This is a genomic window from Chitinophaga oryzae, from assembly GCF_012516375.2.
Classification (GTDB): Bacteria; Bacteroidota; Bacteroidia; order Chitinophagales; family Chitinophagaceae; genus Chitinophaga; species Chitinophaga oryzae.
On sequence record NZ_CP051204.2, the window covers coordinates 8,050,061 to 8,068,119 of the forward strand.

The following is an 18,059-nucleotide window of genomic DNA, read 5'->3' on the forward strand; positions in this document are numbered from 1 at the left end:
TTTTCCAGCCGGGATGATAACCATCCCGGCTGTCTGAATAATCTCAAAATCTGAATAATGCTCGCTACGAAACACCAAAACACGATTGATGCCGCTGTTAAAGCGAATCACGAAAGAACTTTCTATTCGCACTATCCGGAGCACCCCAAGGCTTACGGGGAAGAAGCCCATGCAAAAGGCGTACAGAGTTATCAACAGCTGCTGAACAAACCTTTCAAACAATTGCTGCAGAGCGGAGAAACCGGTTGGGCAGGAGAAGAAGTGTCACCCTATACCCAGGAAGTGCTGGGCGTTACCTACCCGGTCTTCGCCGTCGATGACCTGGTGAGAAGGGCCGGGGATACCGCTTCCGCCTGGGGCCGTACCCCGGTTGCCGAAAGAGCCGGCGTACTAACGGAAACGCTTGAACGTATTAAGGATTATTTTTTTGATATCGCCAATGCCACCATGCATACTACCGGGCAGAGCTTTATGATGAGCTTCCAGGCTTCCGGTCCGCACGCCAACGACCGTGCCCTCGAAGCCATTGCCACCGGTTATCATGAGCTGCAACGGTACCCTGCTGAGCTGGAATGGGAAAAGCCCATGGGCAAATCCGCCATCCGGCTCCGCAAGACATTCCGCGCCATTCCGAAAGGCATCGGCGTAGTGATCGGTTGCTCCACCTTCCCCGTATGGAACACCCTGCCCGGTATGTACGCCAACCTGATCACAGGCAACCCTGTGATCGTAAAACCGCACCCACGGGCTATCCTGCCCATCGCCATTGCGGTGGCCGCCATACAGCAGGTGTTACAGGAAAACGGGCACGACCCGCTGCTTTGCCAGCTGGCGCCGGACAGTTCAGATAACCTGATCGCCAAAAAACTGTCTGAACATCCGGACGTAAAACTGATAGACTATACCGGCAGCAGCGCTTTCGGTAATTATGTAGAATCACTTCCCGGCAAAACGGTCTTCACAGAAAAAGCGGGCGTCAACTCCGTACTGCTTGACAGCGTAAAAGACCTGGACGCGGTAATACAGAACCTCGCCTTCTCCGTGAGCCTGTATTCCGGCCAGATGTGTACCGCGCCGCAGAACTTCTTTATTCCTGAAACCGGTATTGCTACCGCAGCGGGACAGGTAAGTTTCAACGAGGTGGTACAGAAGTTCAGGGACGCCATCGTAGCGCTGACCAACAATCCGAAAATGGGGGCAGGCACGCTGGGCGCCCTTCAGAACGAAAGCACCCTGCAGCGTACACTGGAAGCACAGCAGCTGGGCGGCAAAGTGGTACTGGCAGGCGCACCCGTTACCAACGAAGAATTCAGCAAAGCGAGGGTGATGGCACCTACCGTCATTGAAGTCAGCAGCGCTGATACCAATATTTATGAAAAGGAGCTGTTTGGCCCCATTGTGCTGATCGTTAAAACCAAAGACACGGCACATACCATTCAGCTGGCCAAACAGATGGCACAGAAGCATGGCGCCATTACCTGCGCGGCGTACACCACAGATCCTGCCACCAAAGAGAAGATCGCAGATGAAATGAACAGTGTGTTTACACCTGTTTCCTTTAATCTGACCGGTTTCATCTGGGTAAACCAGCATGCCGCCTTTTCCGACTTCCACGTCAGCGGAGGCAATCCGGCCGGTAACGCCAGTTTCACCAACCAGGAATTTATCATCAAGCGGTTTGTATGGGTGGGCAACCGGGAACTGATAGAATAGATTGATCACTCCGGCGTTCCGGTGCTTCCGGAATGCCGGGCATTATAAATGCAGGGAGATATTTATGAAAAGTATTGTATACCTTTTTTTACTGTCCGGTATCCTGGTTGCCTGTGAACAGGCGCCCAAGGCCGACAAAGCCGCTGCCAGCAATCCTCAGGCGGTAAAAGCAGCCATCGGCAACGCTTACCTGGCGGACACCGCTGCCAGCGTGATATCGTGGATAGGCACCAAGCCTACCGGTAAACATCAGGGTACCCTGCGGCTCGCCGGCGGAGCGATTTATGTAAAAGACTCCCTGGTCACCAGCGGCCGGCTGGTGATCAACATGCACAGTTTGCAGAATATAGACCTCGCCGCAGACAGCGCCATGAAGAACAAGCTGGAGCGCGAACTGAAAGGCAGTTCTTTTTTCGACGTGGATAAATTTCCTACCGCCGTTTTCGAGATGACCGGTATCAACACCTACTACCCTGCTGTTGGAGAAGAGGTAGCGTTAAAAGACGCCACACACGTCATGTCCGGCAACCTGACCATTAAAACTGTCACTAAAAATATCTCCTTCCCTGTACGTATCAGCATAGACGGGCATCATCTTACCGCAGTCGCCAATTTCAATATCGATCGTACCCTGTGGGGTATCAACTATCGCGCTGACAAATCATTACAGGATAAACTGATTAATTCGCAGGTAAACATAGGGTTTCATATCAGTGCCTCCCGATAGCTCATATTTCTTGTTTTTTCCGCCGGAAAGCCGATAAAATATTTTAAATTGAGTAAAGCCGCTTCACAGATAAAACCACCTGTCATGGAAACTACCCAGCAAAGAGATGAACGTCTCTGGCATATCGCAAAGGCCAGGGCCGGCTTTAAATGTCATCTTATCATCTACCTGGTGATCAACACGGGATTGTGGCTGGTATGGTTCCTTTCTGACCGGGACATGCCCGGAAGTGCCCTTTGGCCACTGGGGCCCTCCTTAGGATGGGGCATTGCACTTGCCCTTCAATACTTCAATACTTATCATAAAGACACTTTCGATAATACGCTGAAAAGAATATAAGCACGTACAGCACACTCAAAAAAACAGCATAATGGACCGACCGCAGCGACTATTCGACGTCATCCGGTATCAGCTGGAAAACTATCCCAGGGAGGATATGCTTACCGGCAAAGAAAACGGACAATGGAGGAAATACAGCACACAGGAAGTAGCTGCCATCACCCGCAAATTCAGCTCAGGCTTACTGAAGCTGGGTATCCGGGCAGGCATCAAAACCAATGAAGAGAAAGACAAGATCGCTATTATATCGCCCAACCGGCCGGAATGGCTACTGACCGACCTCGCCTGTCAGCAGATCGGCGCTGTGCTCACCCCCATTTACCCGACGATCAGTCAACAGGAACTGGAATATGTGCTCAACGATGCCGAAGCCCGTATCCTGTTTGTCAGTGACGAGGAGCTGCTGAATAAAGTACTGGCTGCCCGGGATAAATTTCCCACCATCCGGGAAATCTTTACCTTCCAGCAGGTAACCGGCGCCCGCCACTGGTCTGAAGTGCCGGCGCTGGCCGACGAAAGCAACTATCCCCTGATAGAAGAAGTGCAGCAAAACATATCTCCCGAGGAACTGGTGACCATCATCTATACCTCCGGTACCACCGGCACCCCAAAGGGCGTCATGCTCTCCCATCAAAACGTGATGAGCAACGTGCTGGCCTGTCAGCCTTACCTGCCGGTCAACAAAAACGCCCGTGCGCTCAGTTTCCTGCCGCTCAACCACATCTTTGAGCGGATGGTCACCTACCTCTATCTTACCGCCGGCGTGCCTGTCTATTACGCCGAAACCATGGACACCATCGCCGACAACCTGAGAGAGATCAAACCGACCATCTTCACCACCGTACCACGGTTGCTGGAGAAAGTGTATGAAAAGATCATGGCGACCGGTCTTGAGCTGAAAGGTATTAAACGCGCCTTATTTTTCTGGGCCGTAGACCTGGGCAAACGTTATGAGATCAACCACAACGCCGGCGCCTGGTATAACTTCCAGCTGAAGCTGGCCAACAAACTGATCTTCAGCAAATGGCGCGCTGCCCTGGGCGGCAATATACAGTGTATCGTTAACGGCGCCGCCGCCTGCCAGATAAGGCTGCTGAAAATATTCACCGCCGCCGGTATCCCCATTCTGGAAGGATACGGCCTTACGGAAACATCGCCCGTCATCAGCGTAAACCGCTATAATGAAGAAGACCGTATGTTCGGCACCGTAGGCCCTGTCATCAGCAATGTCGAGGTAAAAATTGCAGAAGACGGCGAGATACTGTGCAAAGGCCCCAGCGTTACCATAGGGTACTACAAACGCCCCGACCTTACCACCGACGCCATCACCGACGGCTGGTTCCATACCGGCGACATCGGTGTACTGATCGATCATAAATTCCTGAAAATCACCGACCGGAAAAAGGAGCTGTTCAAAACCTCCGGCGGCAAGTTCGTGGCCCCTCAGCCGATAGAAAACAAGTTCAAGGAGTCTCCCTATATAGAACAGATCATGGTGGTAGGCGAAGACCGCAAATTCACCGCGGCACTGATTGTGCCCTCCTTCGACAACCTGCGCGGCTGGGCCCAGAAAAAGGGAATTTCCGCCGGCAGCAACGAAGAGCTGTTGAAGCGCCAGGAAGTGCAGGACCTCTACAAACAGACCGTGGATAAGTACAACCAGTTCTTCAACCACATCGAACAGGTCAAAAAGTTCCAGTTACTTCCCCATGAATGGACGGTAGACGCCGGGGAACTCACCCCCACCCTGAAAGCCAAGCGGAAGGTGATCCTCGAAAAGTACAAAAAGGAAATAGACAGCATTTATGCGCCTTCGGGAGGAAAAGTTGATATAGAAAGTCTTTAAATATTAATTTAAAACCCTTACTTTTGCAACCCGATACCCCGGAAGGGAATCAGGATGGTCCCGTAGTTCAATGGATAGAATAGAAGTTTCCTAAACTTTAGATACAGGTTCGATCCCTGTCGGGACTACAAAAAAGATGATTCGCCCAAACTTAGCTTTGCTTGGTTTGGGCGTTTTTTATGGGTGGATATGAGCTTCAGAGGAAAGATGACAACGGATGATGATACTAATATGTTCTTAAATTACAATTATGTCAAACAATATGCAATAAAAAATGCCCTCATTCTCTATGTGATTTGGGACAGACAAAACAGTCTGACCCGATAAGCAGGTGATATTTTTTGCCTAAATTGTGGTTAAATTTTGTGCTATCATGGATTACAGAGAATACATAGAGTCAAATATTAATATAATGCTTGGTAAGCCAGTCATTAAGGGTACACGCATTACCGTTGCTTTGATATTACAAAGATTATCTGAGGGAGCTACTATTGCAAATCTCGTAGAGGCATATCCTTCTCTTTCCCCTGTTGCTATTACTGCCGCTTTGGCTTACGCTTCAGATGTTATTGATAACGAAAGTATTATTGCAGTAGCATGATCTTAGCTGATGAAAACATACATTCCTACATTGTTAAAACATTGAGGGATGAAGGCTTTGGTGTTACCTCCGTAACAGAACTAAGCAAGGGCATTAAGGACGAGGAAGTAATACAATGGGCCTTAAAAAACGATTATTTACTACTCACAGAAGATAAGGACTTTGGGGAGTGGGTATTTGCTCACCACATCAAAAACCTTAGTGTTCTCTTTCTTCGCTATACTTTCCATGAATACAAGGAGATCACAAAAGCAATTATCTACCTATTGCAAACGCAGGAGCTGCGACGTCCCGTATTTGTTACCCTAACCCCAAAGAAAATAAGGATAAGGCAGCTTTAAGCCCAATTCCTCCCTTACTATAGCCAGAATTGGCAATTACCCAACAACATTTGAAGACCGGAAATCAATCTCTATATCAGATCTCCGCAAATGGAACTACCTGCATCCCATCCAAAGTAATAAAGCAGTTGAGAAAACATGGCCCGAAAATACTTCAAGCATTTGAGGATGCGATGAAAAAGAGATTTGTTTATACAAGAGAAAATGATAATGGGATCATCGCCCTATCACATAATGAGCTGAATGATTACGATGCGGACTTTGATTTCGATGAAGTGCTGATAGACGACTATTTTTCTACGCACATAATAGAAGCCCATTAGTGATAGTATTGCCGACCTTATTAATGTAACAAAATATTAAACGGACGCCAGACTAAGTGATAATAACAGACTATCAGGGGGCTTAATCCAAGAGGCCTCCTGGTAGCTATCACCTAAACAAATTTTAAAACAACAATAATATAGATATATTTTTAATAATATATTTCCTAACTCGCTGAACAAATCCTGTATCCAACGTGTATCTATAAGAGTAACAGCTCATTGACCCCAAAAACATTTGTTATGAACAGTCCCGAAATACCTTTACACCAGGCTAACCCCGAGCTATTTAAAACGTACCTGCTGGACCATAGCTCTCCTGATGAGGTTTTAATAGTCAAAGGCGTCACGATAGACGACCATCTCCTCAAATCAGAACTACACATCAAAGCGATCATCCGCTTTCTGATGGAAGCCAGTATTAAGTTCAGGAAGACGACGGCGATCAAATTCCTCTCCCGCCTCCGAAGGCGTATACGCAGTTTTATCCGTTCGCCGCGCATGGCTGCGGCTGTCCTGAAAACAGAACGCGGCACCTCTCCTGCCGTCCCGGTGCTTTACAAGCTATATCCGGCGCTGTTTGAACAGTTGCTGCTGGAAGACCTCCGCCCACGGCCCGACACGGACGATATCCCCGGCATCACCCAGTGGGACAGGATGCTGCGGATTGAAATTGTTTTGTTTATACTGGATGATGAAATTATCAGGTTATGCGCCTATGTAAGGCAGCAAAGCGTGCAGGCGGTACGGGCCGAGCACCGGCGGAAAGTAGACCGCGTACTGGCAGCCTATGGCCGGCTGTTACCGGCAACCCGGGACAATTGAGGCAAGATGTTATTCCCAGCTCTTTCCGCGCAACTGGTATTTGTATTTCCTGGATAGCAGGCGCAGGTAGATCCACCACCCCATGCTTTTTCTGACCAGGCCGAATTTCTCCTGCCGGAAGACAAAATCCTTGTCCTTGGTGACGGATGAGAAACCGTCCATATTGTACTGCGCGATGGTAATGGGAAGATGTACCTTCTTAAAAGCTTTGTCACCCCATACCTGGATATTGAGGGCATAATCGGCAAAGACCCGGTAACGCAGGTCATAGCGGTATTTCCGGAATACACCGGCGGGATAAAGGATTGTCTGGTGATTCATGCAGAATTTTGCCAGCCGGTAGTTGCTGAAGGCCCCTTTCAGCAATAGGTAGCGCGGGCCTTCCTTTTCGAAATACTCGGTGGTATTGCCATAGTAAACGGTATTCTCGTCCTTCAGCTGCTGTATCATCTCCCCAAAACCCGGCAGCAGGCGGTCATCGGCGCCCATAAAGTAAAGCCACCGGCCCCGGGCCCGTTCCACGCCTTTGTTCAACGCATCGTAAATGCCTTTGTCCGGGCCGCTTTCCCAGGACACCAGGCTGCTGTCGAAGCCTTTTACAATATTGATGGTATTGTCCGTGCTGCCGCCATCCACAATCACGACCTCTATGGCCGGTTGTCCCAGCGACTGAATGGATGACAAACACTCCCCAATGTATTTTTCTGAGTTATAAGTGGCGATAATGATACTAACCAGTTTTCCTGTTTCCTGCATACCCTGCTTGTTTTCCAGCCTGCAATTTGGCAAATTTACTCATAGCATGGAAATTTATTATTTGAGGTGCTTTTTTACTGTTATCGGGAGATGAAGACCGTCATCATTATTTTTTGTTAGCCATCCATACTTTTATTAACTTTAATGACTACCTGCTACCCCATTATTTCACCCATTTATTGTCATGTTAAATGTTCGTTGTTATGCGACGGGGGAACTATGCACAGCTCTCACTATTCAGCTGTTATGAATACTTTTTATTGCTCTCTCCGGGACAGGCAATCGTGCGCAAGGTGGCCGCCATGAAAAGCCTGCTGGCAGGCATGATCAGGATACCGTCCTACAACCTGGGATCGATAGCCCATATCTCCCTGATGAAATTTCAAATAACAGAAGATGACCAGTCTGTTATCCGGCGGGTAGCACATGCGGTGGAAGGCTTTCGGGAATTCGATGTACAACTCGGTGGCGCAGGTATTTTTCACCACGGCACTACCGGCACATTGATGTTACAGCCCGCCAACAGCGATCGCATACACCGCCTGCATGGAACTATTATGACGGAATTCAGGCGCCGCCGGCTTATCCGGCCGCATATCACCATTGCGCGGAATGTGGCCAACGAAGAACTTCTAAAGGTAAATCTGCGTGATTTTGATTGCTACGACAGCTTCTGCTGTAACAAGGTGACCATACTGAAAAAAGCGGTGGAAGCGCCTCACTATGAAGTGCTGCAGGAAGTGCCGTTTACTCCCGGAAAAATTTTTTGACACTGCCATCCGGGTTAAAACTGATCGCGTATCTCTCACGGCTGCCGCTGATAGATGCCGGATACCATATCATCCGTTTCTCCTGGACAATACCATAGACATGGGTGGGCACCTTCGCTCCTTCTATCGTGGCAGACTTCTCCGCAATATTTTTACACACTCTCGCCATACTGGCAAAATCAACGTCGTCCAGCGGCACCATTTTTTGTTCCACCTTGTCGCGGATGGAAAGCTGGACCGGCTCCGGTCCCGTCCATCTGCCGTTCCGAAAGTGGTAGGCATCCACATATTCGGGGTTATCCGGATGGCGGAGCTGCAGGTTGATACGACCGTCATCGTATGCATGGATATCATTGTAGAGATACATTTTTTTGCCGGCATAGGCAGGCAAAGCCCGAAGACTGGCCTGAGCCGCTTTCAGCCCTGCTTCGTCCATCAAAAAAGCTGCCTTGCGGGCAGTGCTGCGGGACGGGCCGGAAGCGCCGCCAGTGGCGGTAGTACCGGAAGTACCGGTACTACCGGAGGAACGGGTAGCTTCGGCAGAGCGGGCCGTTCCGGGATAACGATAAGTGCTGGTGCTGCGGATAGTATCCGAAGAAACATGCGACTCGATAACAACGGAGGAAGTTACCGTAGTGCTGTTGCTGGATGGTGCATCTTCCCTTTTATCATCCGTCTTTTCCTTGAAGGTATCTTTGAATGTATCCGCCAGCTGGTTGCAGGAAAAGCAACCCAGCAGCAACAATAACCCTGAAATTATAGACAGGTTCTTCAGCATAAAATTAGTTTAGTCATCCAGATCGTCTGCAAACGCCACCTCCGAAGGCTTGTCCTTCAGGTAAAAAACAGAAACGGTTTCCTGGCGGGTCATTCCCAGATCAATCAGCGATACAATTTTTTTCAGTTCTGTGTTGTAGGTCTTGCCATACTCATCTTTATACCGCAGCTCAAATTTCACCTGCGGCTGTTCGTTGATATAAGTACCTGTCTGCGATGCACTTACCACCTCCGCCATCGTTTGTATCCCATAGTATTTGATCCGCAACAGCGTGTCCGGGTCTCCCCCACTGAATAGCTTTAACAGAGCCCCAATCCAAAATGAGTGGCAAACAAAATTACCGGGCATAACACCAGCGGATGATAGAACTTCATGAAACGCCAGCCATAACCGTCATTCTCCAGGTGGTAAGAGAAATAATAATAGCCTGCTATGGCCCCTACAATGAGCAACCACAGCAAAACCGTCAACAGCATCCGTCCCGCTTTTATGTCCGCCTGTGCTGTATCAACGGTCAGGTAAGGCCGTAACTTCAGGGTTTTGTCTATCATCAGGTAAATGACCCTTCCTTTTTCGAAACGCATTTCTCCCGGTTTGGTATCTACCAGTTCCAGCTTTTCAGTGATCGGCGTTCCCACGAAGTTACGCAGGCTGACCGTCATCCCTTTGGTAATCATGTCATGTTTAAACTGTTTGCCATCCTTACTCTCAATCACACGGGCTTCCCGACGTTCGCCTTCGCGCAACAGGTAATCCATGTTCCGTTTCATCTTAAACGGCAACAGTATCCAGTTCCGGAACCAACGCTGTACCAGGATGATCCATAATATCACTGACAGTGCCAGCCAGGTGATCGCCAGATATGGGTTGGTATCTGACAACCCTTCCCTTGTGTTATAGTAAATCAGCATGGGAAAAGGGATGGCAAAAAAGAGCATGTATACTACCCAGAAATATGACCAGAATCCTTTCATGATACTAATTTAAACCAAAACCTGCAATATTAACTTTTCCTTTAAGAAAGCGTTTATATCTTGCCGTTATGCGGCCACTCCGGCATATTATCTTATTGTTATCATTGCTGCTGGCATTGTTGCAGGCCCATGCCCAGCGTACCATACAAGGCACTATTTTCCGGGAAGACACTATCCCGGTAGCCGGGGTAACGGTGCTGAATAAACGCACGCAAAGCGCCATCACCAGCAATGAGCAGGGATACTATCAACTCAGCGCACATAACGGCGACACGCTGTTACTGAAAGCACTGGGCTTTATACCACTGCTTTATGTCGTCAGTAAAGACCGGACGACAGTCACCCACCAGCTGCAATCCCAGCCACTGGAGCTAAAAGCCGTTAACATCATACAGTACAACCACCTGCGGGATTCCCTGCGCCTGCGACAGGAATTCAGGAGAGAATTCGATTTCCATCGCCCGCGCTGGAATGAAGTGATCGTGAGCGCCGGACCACTCATTGCTGTAAATATCAATCAGCTGTACAAAGCAGTATCCTTTCGCAAGAACAGGAAGAAAGAAAAGTTCAGGAAAATATTGCTGGACAAAGAAAAAGAAAATCTGGTGGAACAGAAGTTCAATTCATCGCTGGTGCAACGCCTCACAGGAATGGACGGAGACAGCCTCGCGCAGTTTATGCTGCGGTATCAGCCGTCTTATGAATTTGTAAGAGCGATCAGCGACTACGACCTGTATGTGTACATCCGGCAGCAGTATGATAAATACCGGGAACAAACAGAGAAATAACTATAACGCCTTCTTCAACTGCCGTCTGTCAATCACAAACGGAAACACATTGGAATACACACTGTCCTTCCATAACCTAAACTTCAGCCGGCAGGTGGTAGTATAGTCTCCGTCCATCAGAAAAAGCTTTGCGATGGCTACCTCCCCGGCTTTCAACACCTGTTCACTGGCTCCCGTACTGCAATAGTAGTCAGGTGGCCTTACGACATCCTGCCAATTGCCGCTTTCGTTCCTCGCCTGCATAATAATATGGTTCAGCGCACCAAACTTTCCAATGTTAAACACTCCGACTCCCTTGTTATAGAGAAACACGGGAACTGCCTTGTAATACACGATAGAATCCAGTACAGCGGTGGCCTGAGCCTTCTTCGAACAACCGAAACGAGCATAACGGATACCACCGGACAAAGGGAAGGCGGTATCCACCACTATTCGCAGATGTGCACTGTCCGCCGGGGCCCGGGGAACGTCTCCATCAAATGCTTCATCCGCCGATTTCCGGTAAGGAGACAACGGTCGTGACGGCAGTACAATGGTATCCGCGACAGGCCCCATGTAATAAATCGGGTATCCGGTGGTGTGTTCATCAGCGTGATAAAACTTTGCCTTGTCAGCAGGCAGGGAGGAATCGATTAATACCAGTCCGCCATTTACCATATTGACCGGCTGGAAACGGCAACCACTCACGATGAGCAATAGGAAGATCAGGCGTAGAGGCATCGGGAGAGCTTTATTTACAGATGCCGGACAGGCAAAAATCCATATAGTTCACCAGAAAACTTGTCGTCCAATTGTTTAAATTAACGGCAAATATATCCCCTCATATGCATCACTCGTTGCTTCTTGTCCTTACTTTATTGTTCGTTGTGTTTATGCTGGTCATGCTGGGCCAGCGGCTGAAGATTTCCTATCCAATTTTCCTGGTGTTAGCGGGACTGGGCATTGGTTTCATCCCCGGCTTGCCGGCGATGGAGATAGACCCGGATATGGTGTTCACCATCTTTTTGCCGCCTTTGTTGTACGAAGCTGCCTGGTATACGTCGTGGAACGATTTCTGGAAGTGGAAGCGGCCCATTATGATGCTGGCTTTCGGGGCGGTTATTTTCACGTCCTGTATTATTGCTTATGTATCGCATTCGATGATACCCGGGTTTACGCTGGCGCTGGGCTTCCTGCTGGGTGGCATTATCTCCCCGCCGGATGCTGTGGCGGCGACGAGCGTGCTGAAACACCTGAAAGTACCCAAGCGGGCGATGACCATTCTCGAAGGGGAGAGCCTTATCAACGACGCCTCCAGCCTGATCGTATTCCGCTTTGCCGCTGCAGCGGTGGTCTCAGGGCACTTTGTGATGCAGGAAGCTGTGGGACAGTTCTTTTTATCTGCGGGGATGGGCGTGGTGATAGGACTGGCGGTAGCGTATGTCATGTATCTGATTCACCGCTGGCTGCCCACCACGCCCAGTATAGATTCCGCGCTGACGGTGATGACGCCGTATTTCATTTACCTGGCGGCGGAACAGTTCCATTTTTCCGGGGTACTGGCGGTTGTCAGCGGTGGGCTGTTCCTCTCGTACCGCTCTCACCTGGTCTTCCCCGATGGCGCCACGCGGATGCAGATGCTGGGCGTCTGGAGCACGCTGATCTTTGTGCTCAACGGTATCATTTTCATGCTCATAGGACTGGAACTTCCTACTATCGTACACGCGCTGGGGGATTATTCTATTGGCGATGCCATCCGCTACGGGCTGATCATCGCTTTCCTCACCATAGCGGTACGGTTGTTATGGGTATATCCCGGCGCTTTTATTCCCCGGATGCTGAGCAAAAAAATCCGTACACAGGAATCGAGTCCGGGCTGGAAAGGGCCACTGGTAGTGGGATGGGCTGGTATGCGGGGCGTGGTGTCGTTAGCTTCCGCGTTGTCGGTGCCATTACTGTTTCCGCACCGTAACCTGATCATTTTTATCACGTTCATTGTTATACTGGTCACGCTGGTGTTCCAGGGACTCACGCTTCCCTGGCTGATAAAGCTGATCAAAGTAGGTGAGATAGATGACATCACGCCGCTGGCGGAGCAGGAAGCCGGTATGCGGCTGGCCATGATGAAAGTGGCCCTTCAGCGGCTGGAAGAAAAATACAGCGTGGAAGCTGCTGACAATGAACTGGTAGGTTTCCTGAAAAAAGACCTGGAACATAATATCAACAGCACTTCTGCACGGCTGGAATCACTGGAATGCGACGACACGGAAAAGGCGGAAGTGGACCTGTATCATTCCGTGCTGATGGACATCTACGCGCGGCAACGGCAGGAGCTGTTCCGGCTGCGGCAACATAACACGTTCAGCGATGAAGTGATCCGCAGCCAGGAAATGCAGCTGGACCTTGATGAAATGAAAATCAAACGTCCTGGTCACGAATAAACGTTGATGCTGCTGACCATACCCGGAAAAGGCACATGATGAAGATCTTTTCGGGGTATGGTCAGCGGGCTGGCCACCGGATCACCTGCTTATCAGCTTATCCAGGGCAAAACCATTATACCGGATGAACACCAGCAGCACCGCAAAGAAGGCCGCATGTATCAGTTGTGAAGGCAGGGAGTGCCAGTCTTCTATCAGGGTAGTGCCCAGTATCAGCGCGATCATGATCAGCGCGCCGCCAATGAGAGACAGGCGGGTGAACAGCCCCAGTATCAGGAACAGGCCCACAATAAACTCAGCGATGGGCAGTATATAGCTAAAAGGCAGTACCATGGCGCCGGGCAGCATTGATTTTTCAAAAGAAGTGACCATCCATTGGCTGAATCCGCTAAGTTTGGGAAGTCTTACGAGACCGTGGCCGAACATGCTGGCTGCTACAGCCAATCTTAACAGTACAAAGGCAATTGTGTTGTTTTCCATTACAGTAATTTTATATATCAAAGATCCGTTTCTTCCTGTAAAATTCTTTGTACAAATCAGGGATCATTCAGTAACTTTATAAGATGTTACAGGAAAATTTATATCAGCCTTTTGAAATTGAGTACCGCGAATGTACCGAATGCCCGATAGATGCGCATAAACACAACTTCTTTGAATTGGTATATATTATGGAAGGCAGCGGGGTCCAGTGTGTAAACAAGAACCAGTTGCCCTACAGCGCCGATAAGCTGTTCCTCGTGATGCCGCAGGATTGCCATTCTTTTGAGGTAAAGGAAAGCACCAGGTTTTTCTTTATCCGCTTTAATGACGTCTACCTGAAAGATCAGCCTAAAGAATGGATACAGCAGCTGGAATTCATCTTCCAGAACAATAATCACCTGCCGGGCTGTATTCTCAAAAACAAAAGCGACAAACCGCTGGTAAAATCACTGATAGACGCGCTTATCCGCGAGCAGGTAAACCAGCAGCCTTATCATAAAGCGCTGTCACAACAGATAGTCAATACCATCCTGATGATCGTGGCCCGCAATATCTCCAGCCAGTTGCCCGAACCATCCCGGCAGCCGGGCAAAAGTGACGCGCCGCTGAACATCCTTCATTATATCCATGAAAATATCTACTCTCCCGAGAAACTGCGGGCCGAGCAGATCGCCTCCCACTTTAATATATCGCCGACGTACCTGAGTGAATACTTCAAACGGAACAACGGCGACAGTCTGCAGCAATATATCACGCAGTACAAACTGAAACTGGTGGAAACAAGGCTGCAATACAGCAGCATGCGCGTAGGAGAAATAGCCTACGAGCTGGGCTTCACCGACGAAAGCCATCTAAACAGGATGTTCAAAAAATATAAAGGGGTCAATCCATCCGCATTCAGAAAGGAACTGCAGTTGCAATTGCAACCCGACTGATGAGGCAACAAAAAAGCGCCCGCGATAGCGGACGCTTTTCAATTTCTTACAGTTACTATTCTTCTTCGTCGTCTTCTTCGCCGTCGTCTTCCAGCCATTCCATGTAAGAGTAGTACCAGTCTTCCAGTTGTTCAAGCAACTCCTGTTTCTTTTCCGGAGCATTTTTGTAGAATGCTTCCACATCGTCGATTTCCTCGATGATATCGATGTAGGCAGTTTCTTCGTCTTCTTCTACACGTTTGGCGAAGAAGCGGGGTTTTTCAGTGTGAAAAATATATTCATTTTCCGGGTCTGTTACAGGATCGTCTGCGATCAGAAATTTAGGTAACTGTGCCATAGTGGTATATTTTCGTTTAAATGATGCTGGTTACAAAAGTAGGCATTTCTTTCACGCGCCCGTATCATTCCCCGCTTTTATTTATGGCGGATTTTTTACATCTTTATAGTCGGTTTAAACCCATACCATATGCAAGAATACTGGACACGATGGGAAAATTGGATGAGACAGCATGCCCCCAGGCTACTGCATGTACTTAACCCCGGCGTCTCCACTGCATCGCTGGAGTCTTTGGAAAAACTAACAGAATCAGCCCTGCCGGCCGATTTCAAGGCTTTCTACGCCGTTCATGACGGACAGCAGAAACCAAGGCCCGGACTGGTAGACGGCGACCAGCTGCTACCGCTGGAAGAGATCATCAACAAATGGCATTACTGGCACGACCTGATCGCTTCCGGGACATTTACCTATAATGATGAGCCCATCGCTTCCGAGCCGGACACCGGTATCCGGTCCGACTGGTGGAATCCCCGCTGGATACCCATTACCGCCGACGGCTTCGGTAATTTCCTCTGCCTGGACCTGGATCCCGCCCCCGGTGGCCACTATGGCCAGATCATCACCCTCTGGCATGACGACGGGCACCGTGAAATTGTAGCGCCCTCCTTCCGGGAATGGATCAGCAACTATCTCGACGCCCTCGAAAAGGGAGATTATATTTTCGTTAAAAAGTGGGGCATCGTACATAAAGACACCACCTTCAACTACAACGACTGATATTGTAACGGACTGCTGCCCGTCCACCGCCTGAAGGCACGGGTAAAAGCACTCAATTCATTATATCCCAGCATATAAGAAATATCTTTCAGCGGATAACTGCCGGAAGAGATATAATACAACGCCAGGGATTTCCGCACGGCATCCGCAATTTCCTGGTATTTTACCCCTTCGTCCTTCAGCTTACGCTGAAGGCTGCGCGGACTCAGGTTAAAATTGGCCGCCATCTCTTCCAGTGATATTATGCCCAGGTAAGAATTGGCCAACAGGTAGTTATATACTCTTGTCCGGAGCGTGCCCGCCGCTTTCGCAGGCTGCTGTGGCGCCATAGCCGCCACTTTCTTCAGCAACAGTTCCTGCAGTTCATAGTTGGCCGTTAAAATCGGCTCTTCCCAATAACGGATATCGAACACCAGCGCATACTCCCCGGCACGCTTTGTTGGCCGGCAACGGAAAACCTGTTCATAAGCCGCAGCGTCCGGTACATTATAAGGTAACCGTACCGTCAACGGCGTTATTTTTTCAAGCATCAGTCCCGACATCTCATGGATGGTGATCACCATCAACAACTCCACCAATGAGCGGAAAGCCATCGTAGGCTCGTTTACGTTACCACCGGCTGGAATGAACCTTACCGTAAAGCTTTTATTACTCCGGGCAATCTCCAGCCGGCACTGGTCTGTTACGTGGTGCGTCAGCGCTGCGGCATGGGTGATCGCTTCTCCCACCGTGGCGCTGGTTTGAATAATCTGCCCGACGATACCTAACGCCGCCGGCTGCACGGAGGCGGCAAAATGCAGTCCAAACAGCGGATCGCCTGATAACCGTGCGCCATGCAACCACAGCGCGTCCAGTTGCTGCTGTGTGACCGGCGGCGCATTGGTTTTCTTTAATACTGCCAGGTGGATGCCCGCCAGCTGACACAACTTAGCCACGTCTATATCCCGTTGCACCGCATACGCTATAATGGATAATACAATTTGTTTCATAGCATAAAGTTATCCATCCCATCCGGATAAAAAACAGGCTGGCGTGAAATGACAATCGTTTGTCGTGAAATGATAAACAAGGGGGGTGTCAGTGATAGTAGCTTTGTACCATCAAACAATCAACAAATCACTCAAAAAAAGATAATCATGGAAAATCAAACCTTATCCGTCGTTAAAGCATTTGTTACAGCAGTACAACAGGCAGATCTCGAAAAATTGGGCGCTTTGCTGCACCCCGCCATCACCTGGGACCAGCCAGGCAACAACCGTTTCTCCGGCATCAAAAATTCCAGCGGTGAAGTATTTCAAATGGTGGGAGGCATGTTTGAAGTGTCTGCCAACACTATGACACTCTCCGATGTAAAATCCATCACCGTGAATGGCGATCAGGCAGCAGTAGTATTACGCTGGCAAGCCAACAGGGCCGGCGCCACGCTGGACACTGATAACGTAGACGTATATACGGTAAAAGACGGACAGATCGTAGCGGCGAAAGTATATGCCGCAGATCCGGCACATGAAGATCTTTTCTGGGGAAATTAACAGCATCCTCCAACAACAGCACAACCCTTCGGGAAGCGGGCCTCCTGAAGGGTTGTGCTGTTATTGTATTGGAACTACAGGAATAATTAAGACAAGCAAAAACCAATTGTTAAAACCAATGTTTCTTTTTAACCCGACGGCGTTCCTCGTCTGTGGGATATACCTGGTCCGCAAAGTTACGACCGCGCAGATGCAGCTCTTTCGCCTCAACAACATGCACAGCACCTGTTATAACCGTCCGGCATATAATGGGTGGTATGGCCACCACTTCTATAGCAGGTAAATCATAAGTCTTCATAGTCTTTGTCACCGTGTCTGCCGGCACTGACGTCAACAGCATTTCCAGCTGCTCCAGGTCGCGCGCTTCCGCATAGCTATGATTGGCGATCCCGGTAATGAGACCGGCCGTCAACAGCAGCGCAGGCAAAAAAATTTTGCGGGGAGATACCGGAGGATTGATCGGTCTGTTCAGCTGGTTATCCTGAAAGTGGCCGCAAATCTTCCCCTTGCTGTTACTGATAACAGCAAAAATTTCAGCATCCGTCATGAAGGAGAAGTCTATTACGGTTTTAGCACAACTATCGCAGTGTTTACCCGCAGCAGTATTGGTCATTTTATCCCAATTCTCCCCGCAAGGTGTAGGAACAGACAGGTACAGACCATTCGAATATCTCATAGATACAGGTTATCGTTAATCAATATACGAAAAAGTCCTGATACTACCGCGGGGAAAATCCCCGGTGGTTTCCAGCTCCGTTAGAAAAACATTATCTATAACGATATGGTTTTCAATCAGCAGCTCCCCGTATTTGGGAATGGCACTAAAATTGGATTAACAACCACTGCAATAGATTATT

At 49.2% G+C, this 18,059-nt stretch carries 23 protein-coding genes and 1 tRNA gene; 15 read left to right on the forward strand and 9 right to left on the reverse strand.

Annotated elements, in window-relative coordinates; genetic code table 11:
• The first annotated feature begins 57 nt into the window (after nt 1–57).
• The 9 genes from paaN (at nt 58) to HF324_RS31910 (ending at nt 6,715) form a co-directional block, all read left to right on the forward strand.
• Nucleotides 58–1,713: a phenylacetic acid degradation protein PaaN gene (gene paaN / locus HF324_RS31870; RefSeq protein WP_168861623.1), complete on the forward strand. Its 1,656-nt coding sequence runs from the start codon at nt 58–60 to the stop codon at nt 1,711–1,713.
• A gap of 64 nt (nt 1,714–1,777) precedes the next feature.
• A complete protein-coding gene (locus tag HF324_RS31875; RefSeq protein WP_168807705.1) occupies nt 1,778–2,440 on the forward strand; it encodes a YceI family protein in 663 nt (220 codons plus the stop codon).
• An 84-nt stretch (nt 2,441–2,524) separates the two neighbouring features.
• Entirely contained in the window at nt 2,525–2,779 is a 255-nt protein-coding gene (locus tag HF324_RS31880) for a 2TM domain-containing protein (RefSeq protein WP_168807707.1), read from the forward strand.
• A 31-nt stretch (nt 2,780–2,810) separates the two neighbouring features.
• Nucleotides 2,811–4,625 carry an AMP-dependent synthetase/ligase gene (locus HF324_RS31885; protein WP_168861624.1) on the forward strand — a complete coding sequence of 605 codons (1,815 nt, stop codon included), beginning with the start codon at nt 2,811–2,813 and terminating at the stop codon, nt 4,623–4,625.
• Nucleotides 4,626–4,681: 56 nt separating this feature from the next.
• Nucleotides 4,682–4,753: transfer RNA gene (locus tag HF324_RS31890), tRNA-Arg, on the forward strand.
• 245 nt (nt 4,754–4,998) lie between these two features.
• Nucleotides 4,999–5,226, forward strand: coding sequence for a DUF433 domain-containing protein (locus HF324_RS31895; protein ID WP_168807710.1), 228 nt, complete (start codon nt 4,999–5,001; stop codon nt 5,224–5,226).
• Nucleotides 5,223–5,567: a DUF5615 family PIN-like protein gene (locus tag HF324_RS31900; RefSeq protein ID WP_168807713.1), complete on the forward strand. Its 345-nt coding sequence runs from the start codon at nt 5,223–5,225 to the stop codon at nt 5,565–5,567. The genes HF324_RS31895 and HF324_RS31900 overlap by 4 nt, the downstream gene beginning before the upstream one ends.
• Before the next feature lie 50 nt (nt 5,568–5,617).
• Nucleotides 5,618–5,890: a hypothetical protein gene (locus HF324_RS31905; RefSeq protein ID WP_168807715.1), complete on the forward strand. Its 273-nt coding sequence runs from the start codon at nt 5,618–5,620 to the stop codon at nt 5,888–5,890.
• 243 nt (nt 5,891–6,133) lie between these two features.
• A complete protein-coding gene (locus tag HF324_RS31910) occupies nt 6,134–6,715 on the forward strand; it encodes a hypothetical protein (protein WP_168861625.1) in 582 nt (193 codons plus the stop codon).
• A gap of 9 nt (nt 6,716–6,724) precedes the next feature.
• On the opposite strand, the gene HF324_RS31915 is transcribed toward HF324_RS31910, so the two are convergent.
• Nucleotides 6,725–7,471, reverse strand: coding sequence for a glycosyltransferase family 2 protein (locus HF324_RS31915; RefSeq protein ID WP_168807719.1), 747 nt, complete (start codon nt 7,469–7,471; stop codon nt 6,725–6,727).
• Nucleotides 7,472–7,674: 203 nt separating this feature from the next.
• On the opposite strand from HF324_RS31915, the gene HF324_RS31920 reads away from it, so the two are divergent.
• The gene (locus HF324_RS31920) at nt 7,675–8,241 is read left to right on the forward strand and encodes a 2'-5' RNA ligase family protein (protein WP_168861626.1); all 567 of its coding nucleotides are present in this window, start codon (nt 7,675–7,677) and stop codon (nt 8,239–8,241) included.
• On the opposite strand, the gene HF324_RS31925 is transcribed toward HF324_RS31920, so the two are convergent.
• The 3 genes from HF324_RS31925 to HF324_RS31935 all read right to left on the reverse strand — a co-directional run bounded on the left by HF324_RS31925 (nt 8,219) and on the right by HF324_RS31935 (nt 9,993).
• Complete coding sequence (locus HF324_RS31925) at nt 8,219–9,019, reverse strand: hypothetical protein (RefSeq protein WP_168807723.1); 801 nt, start codon at nt 9,017–9,019, stop codon at nt 8,219–8,221. The genes HF324_RS31920 and HF324_RS31925 overlap by 23 nt on opposite strands.
• A 9-nt stretch (nt 9,020–9,028) precedes the next feature.
• Nucleotides 9,029–9,256 (reverse strand): hypothetical protein, encoded by a 228-nt coding sequence (locus HF324_RS31930; RefSeq protein WP_168861627.1) that lies wholly within the window; start codon nt 9,254–9,256, stop codon nt 9,029–9,031.
• 62 nt (nt 9,257–9,318) lie between these two features.
• Nucleotides 9,319–9,993, reverse strand: a complete 675-nt coding sequence (locus HF324_RS31935) for a hypothetical protein (RefSeq protein ID WP_168861628.1) — start codon at nt 9,991–9,993, stop codon at nt 9,319–9,321.
• Nucleotides 9,994–10,061: 68 nt separating this feature from the next.
• Here HF324_RS31935 and HF324_RS31940 point away from each other — a divergent pair, with 68 nt between their 5' ends.
• Nucleotides 10,062–10,781 (forward strand): carboxypeptidase-like regulatory domain-containing protein, encoded by a 720-nt coding sequence (locus HF324_RS31940; RefSeq protein WP_168861629.1) that lies wholly within the window; start codon nt 10,062–10,064, stop codon nt 10,779–10,781.
• Here the strand turns inward: HF324_RS31940 and HF324_RS31945 are convergent, their stop codons facing one another.
• On the reverse strand, nt 10,782–11,501 hold the full coding sequence (locus HF324_RS31945) for a hypothetical protein (protein ID WP_168861630.1): 720 nt from the start codon (nt 11,499–11,501) through the stop codon (nt 10,782–10,784). It abuts the gene before it with no gap.
• 104 nt (nt 11,502–11,605) lie between these two features.
• Between HF324_RS31945 and HF324_RS31950 the strand changes: the two genes are divergently transcribed.
• Nucleotides 11,606–13,201: a Na+/H+ antiporter gene (locus HF324_RS31950; RefSeq protein WP_168861631.1), complete on the forward strand. Its 1,596-nt coding sequence runs from the start codon at nt 11,606–11,608 to the stop codon at nt 13,199–13,201.
• Between the two features lie 81 nt (nt 13,202–13,282).
• Here HF324_RS31950 and HF324_RS31955 read toward each other — a convergent pair whose 3' ends face one another.
• A complete protein-coding gene (locus tag HF324_RS31955) occupies nt 13,283–13,681 on the reverse strand; it encodes a DoxX family protein (RefSeq protein WP_168807734.1) in 399 nt (132 codons plus the stop codon).
• Between the two features lie 83 nt (nt 13,682–13,764).
• On the opposite strand from HF324_RS31955, the gene HF324_RS31960 reads away from it, so the two are divergent.
• Nucleotides 13,765–14,616 (forward strand): AraC family transcriptional regulator, encoded by an 852-nt coding sequence (locus HF324_RS31960; protein ID WP_168807736.1) that lies wholly within the window; start codon nt 13,765–13,767, stop codon nt 14,614–14,616.
• A gap of 55 nt (nt 14,617–14,671) precedes the next feature.
• Here the strand turns inward: HF324_RS31960 and HF324_RS31965 are convergent, their stop codons facing one another.
• Entirely contained in the window at nt 14,672–14,953 is a 282-nt protein-coding gene (locus tag HF324_RS31965) for a hypothetical protein (protein WP_078670054.1), read from the reverse strand.
• Between the two features lie 162 nt (nt 14,954–15,115).
• Between HF324_RS31965 and HF324_RS31970 the strand changes: the two genes are divergently transcribed.
• Nucleotides 15,116–15,670 (forward strand): SMI1/KNR4 family protein, encoded by a 555-nt coding sequence (locus HF324_RS31970; protein ID WP_193114978.1) that lies wholly within the window; start codon nt 15,116–15,118, stop codon nt 15,668–15,670.
• On the opposite strand, the gene HF324_RS31975 is transcribed toward HF324_RS31970, so the two are convergent.
• Nucleotides 15,658–16,659 (reverse strand): AraC family transcriptional regulator, encoded by a 1,002-nt coding sequence (locus HF324_RS31975; protein ID WP_168807740.1) that lies wholly within the window; start codon nt 16,657–16,659, stop codon nt 15,658–15,660. The genes HF324_RS31970 and HF324_RS31975 overlap by 13 nt on opposite strands.
• Nucleotides 16,660–16,806: 147 nt before the next feature.
• On the opposite strand from HF324_RS31975, the gene HF324_RS31980 reads away from it, so the two are divergent.
• Nucleotides 16,807–17,202 (forward strand): nuclear transport factor 2 family protein, encoded by a 396-nt coding sequence (locus HF324_RS31980; protein ID WP_168861632.1) that lies wholly within the window; start codon nt 16,807–16,809, stop codon nt 17,200–17,202.
• A 109-nt stretch (nt 17,203–17,311) separates the two neighbouring features.
• On the opposite strand, the gene HF324_RS31985 is transcribed toward HF324_RS31980, so the two are convergent.
• Nucleotides 17,312–17,878, reverse strand: coding sequence for a hypothetical protein (locus HF324_RS31985; protein ID WP_168807744.1), 567 nt, complete (start codon nt 17,876–17,878; stop codon nt 17,312–17,314).
• Between the last annotated feature and the right edge of the window lie 181 nt (nt 17,879–18,059).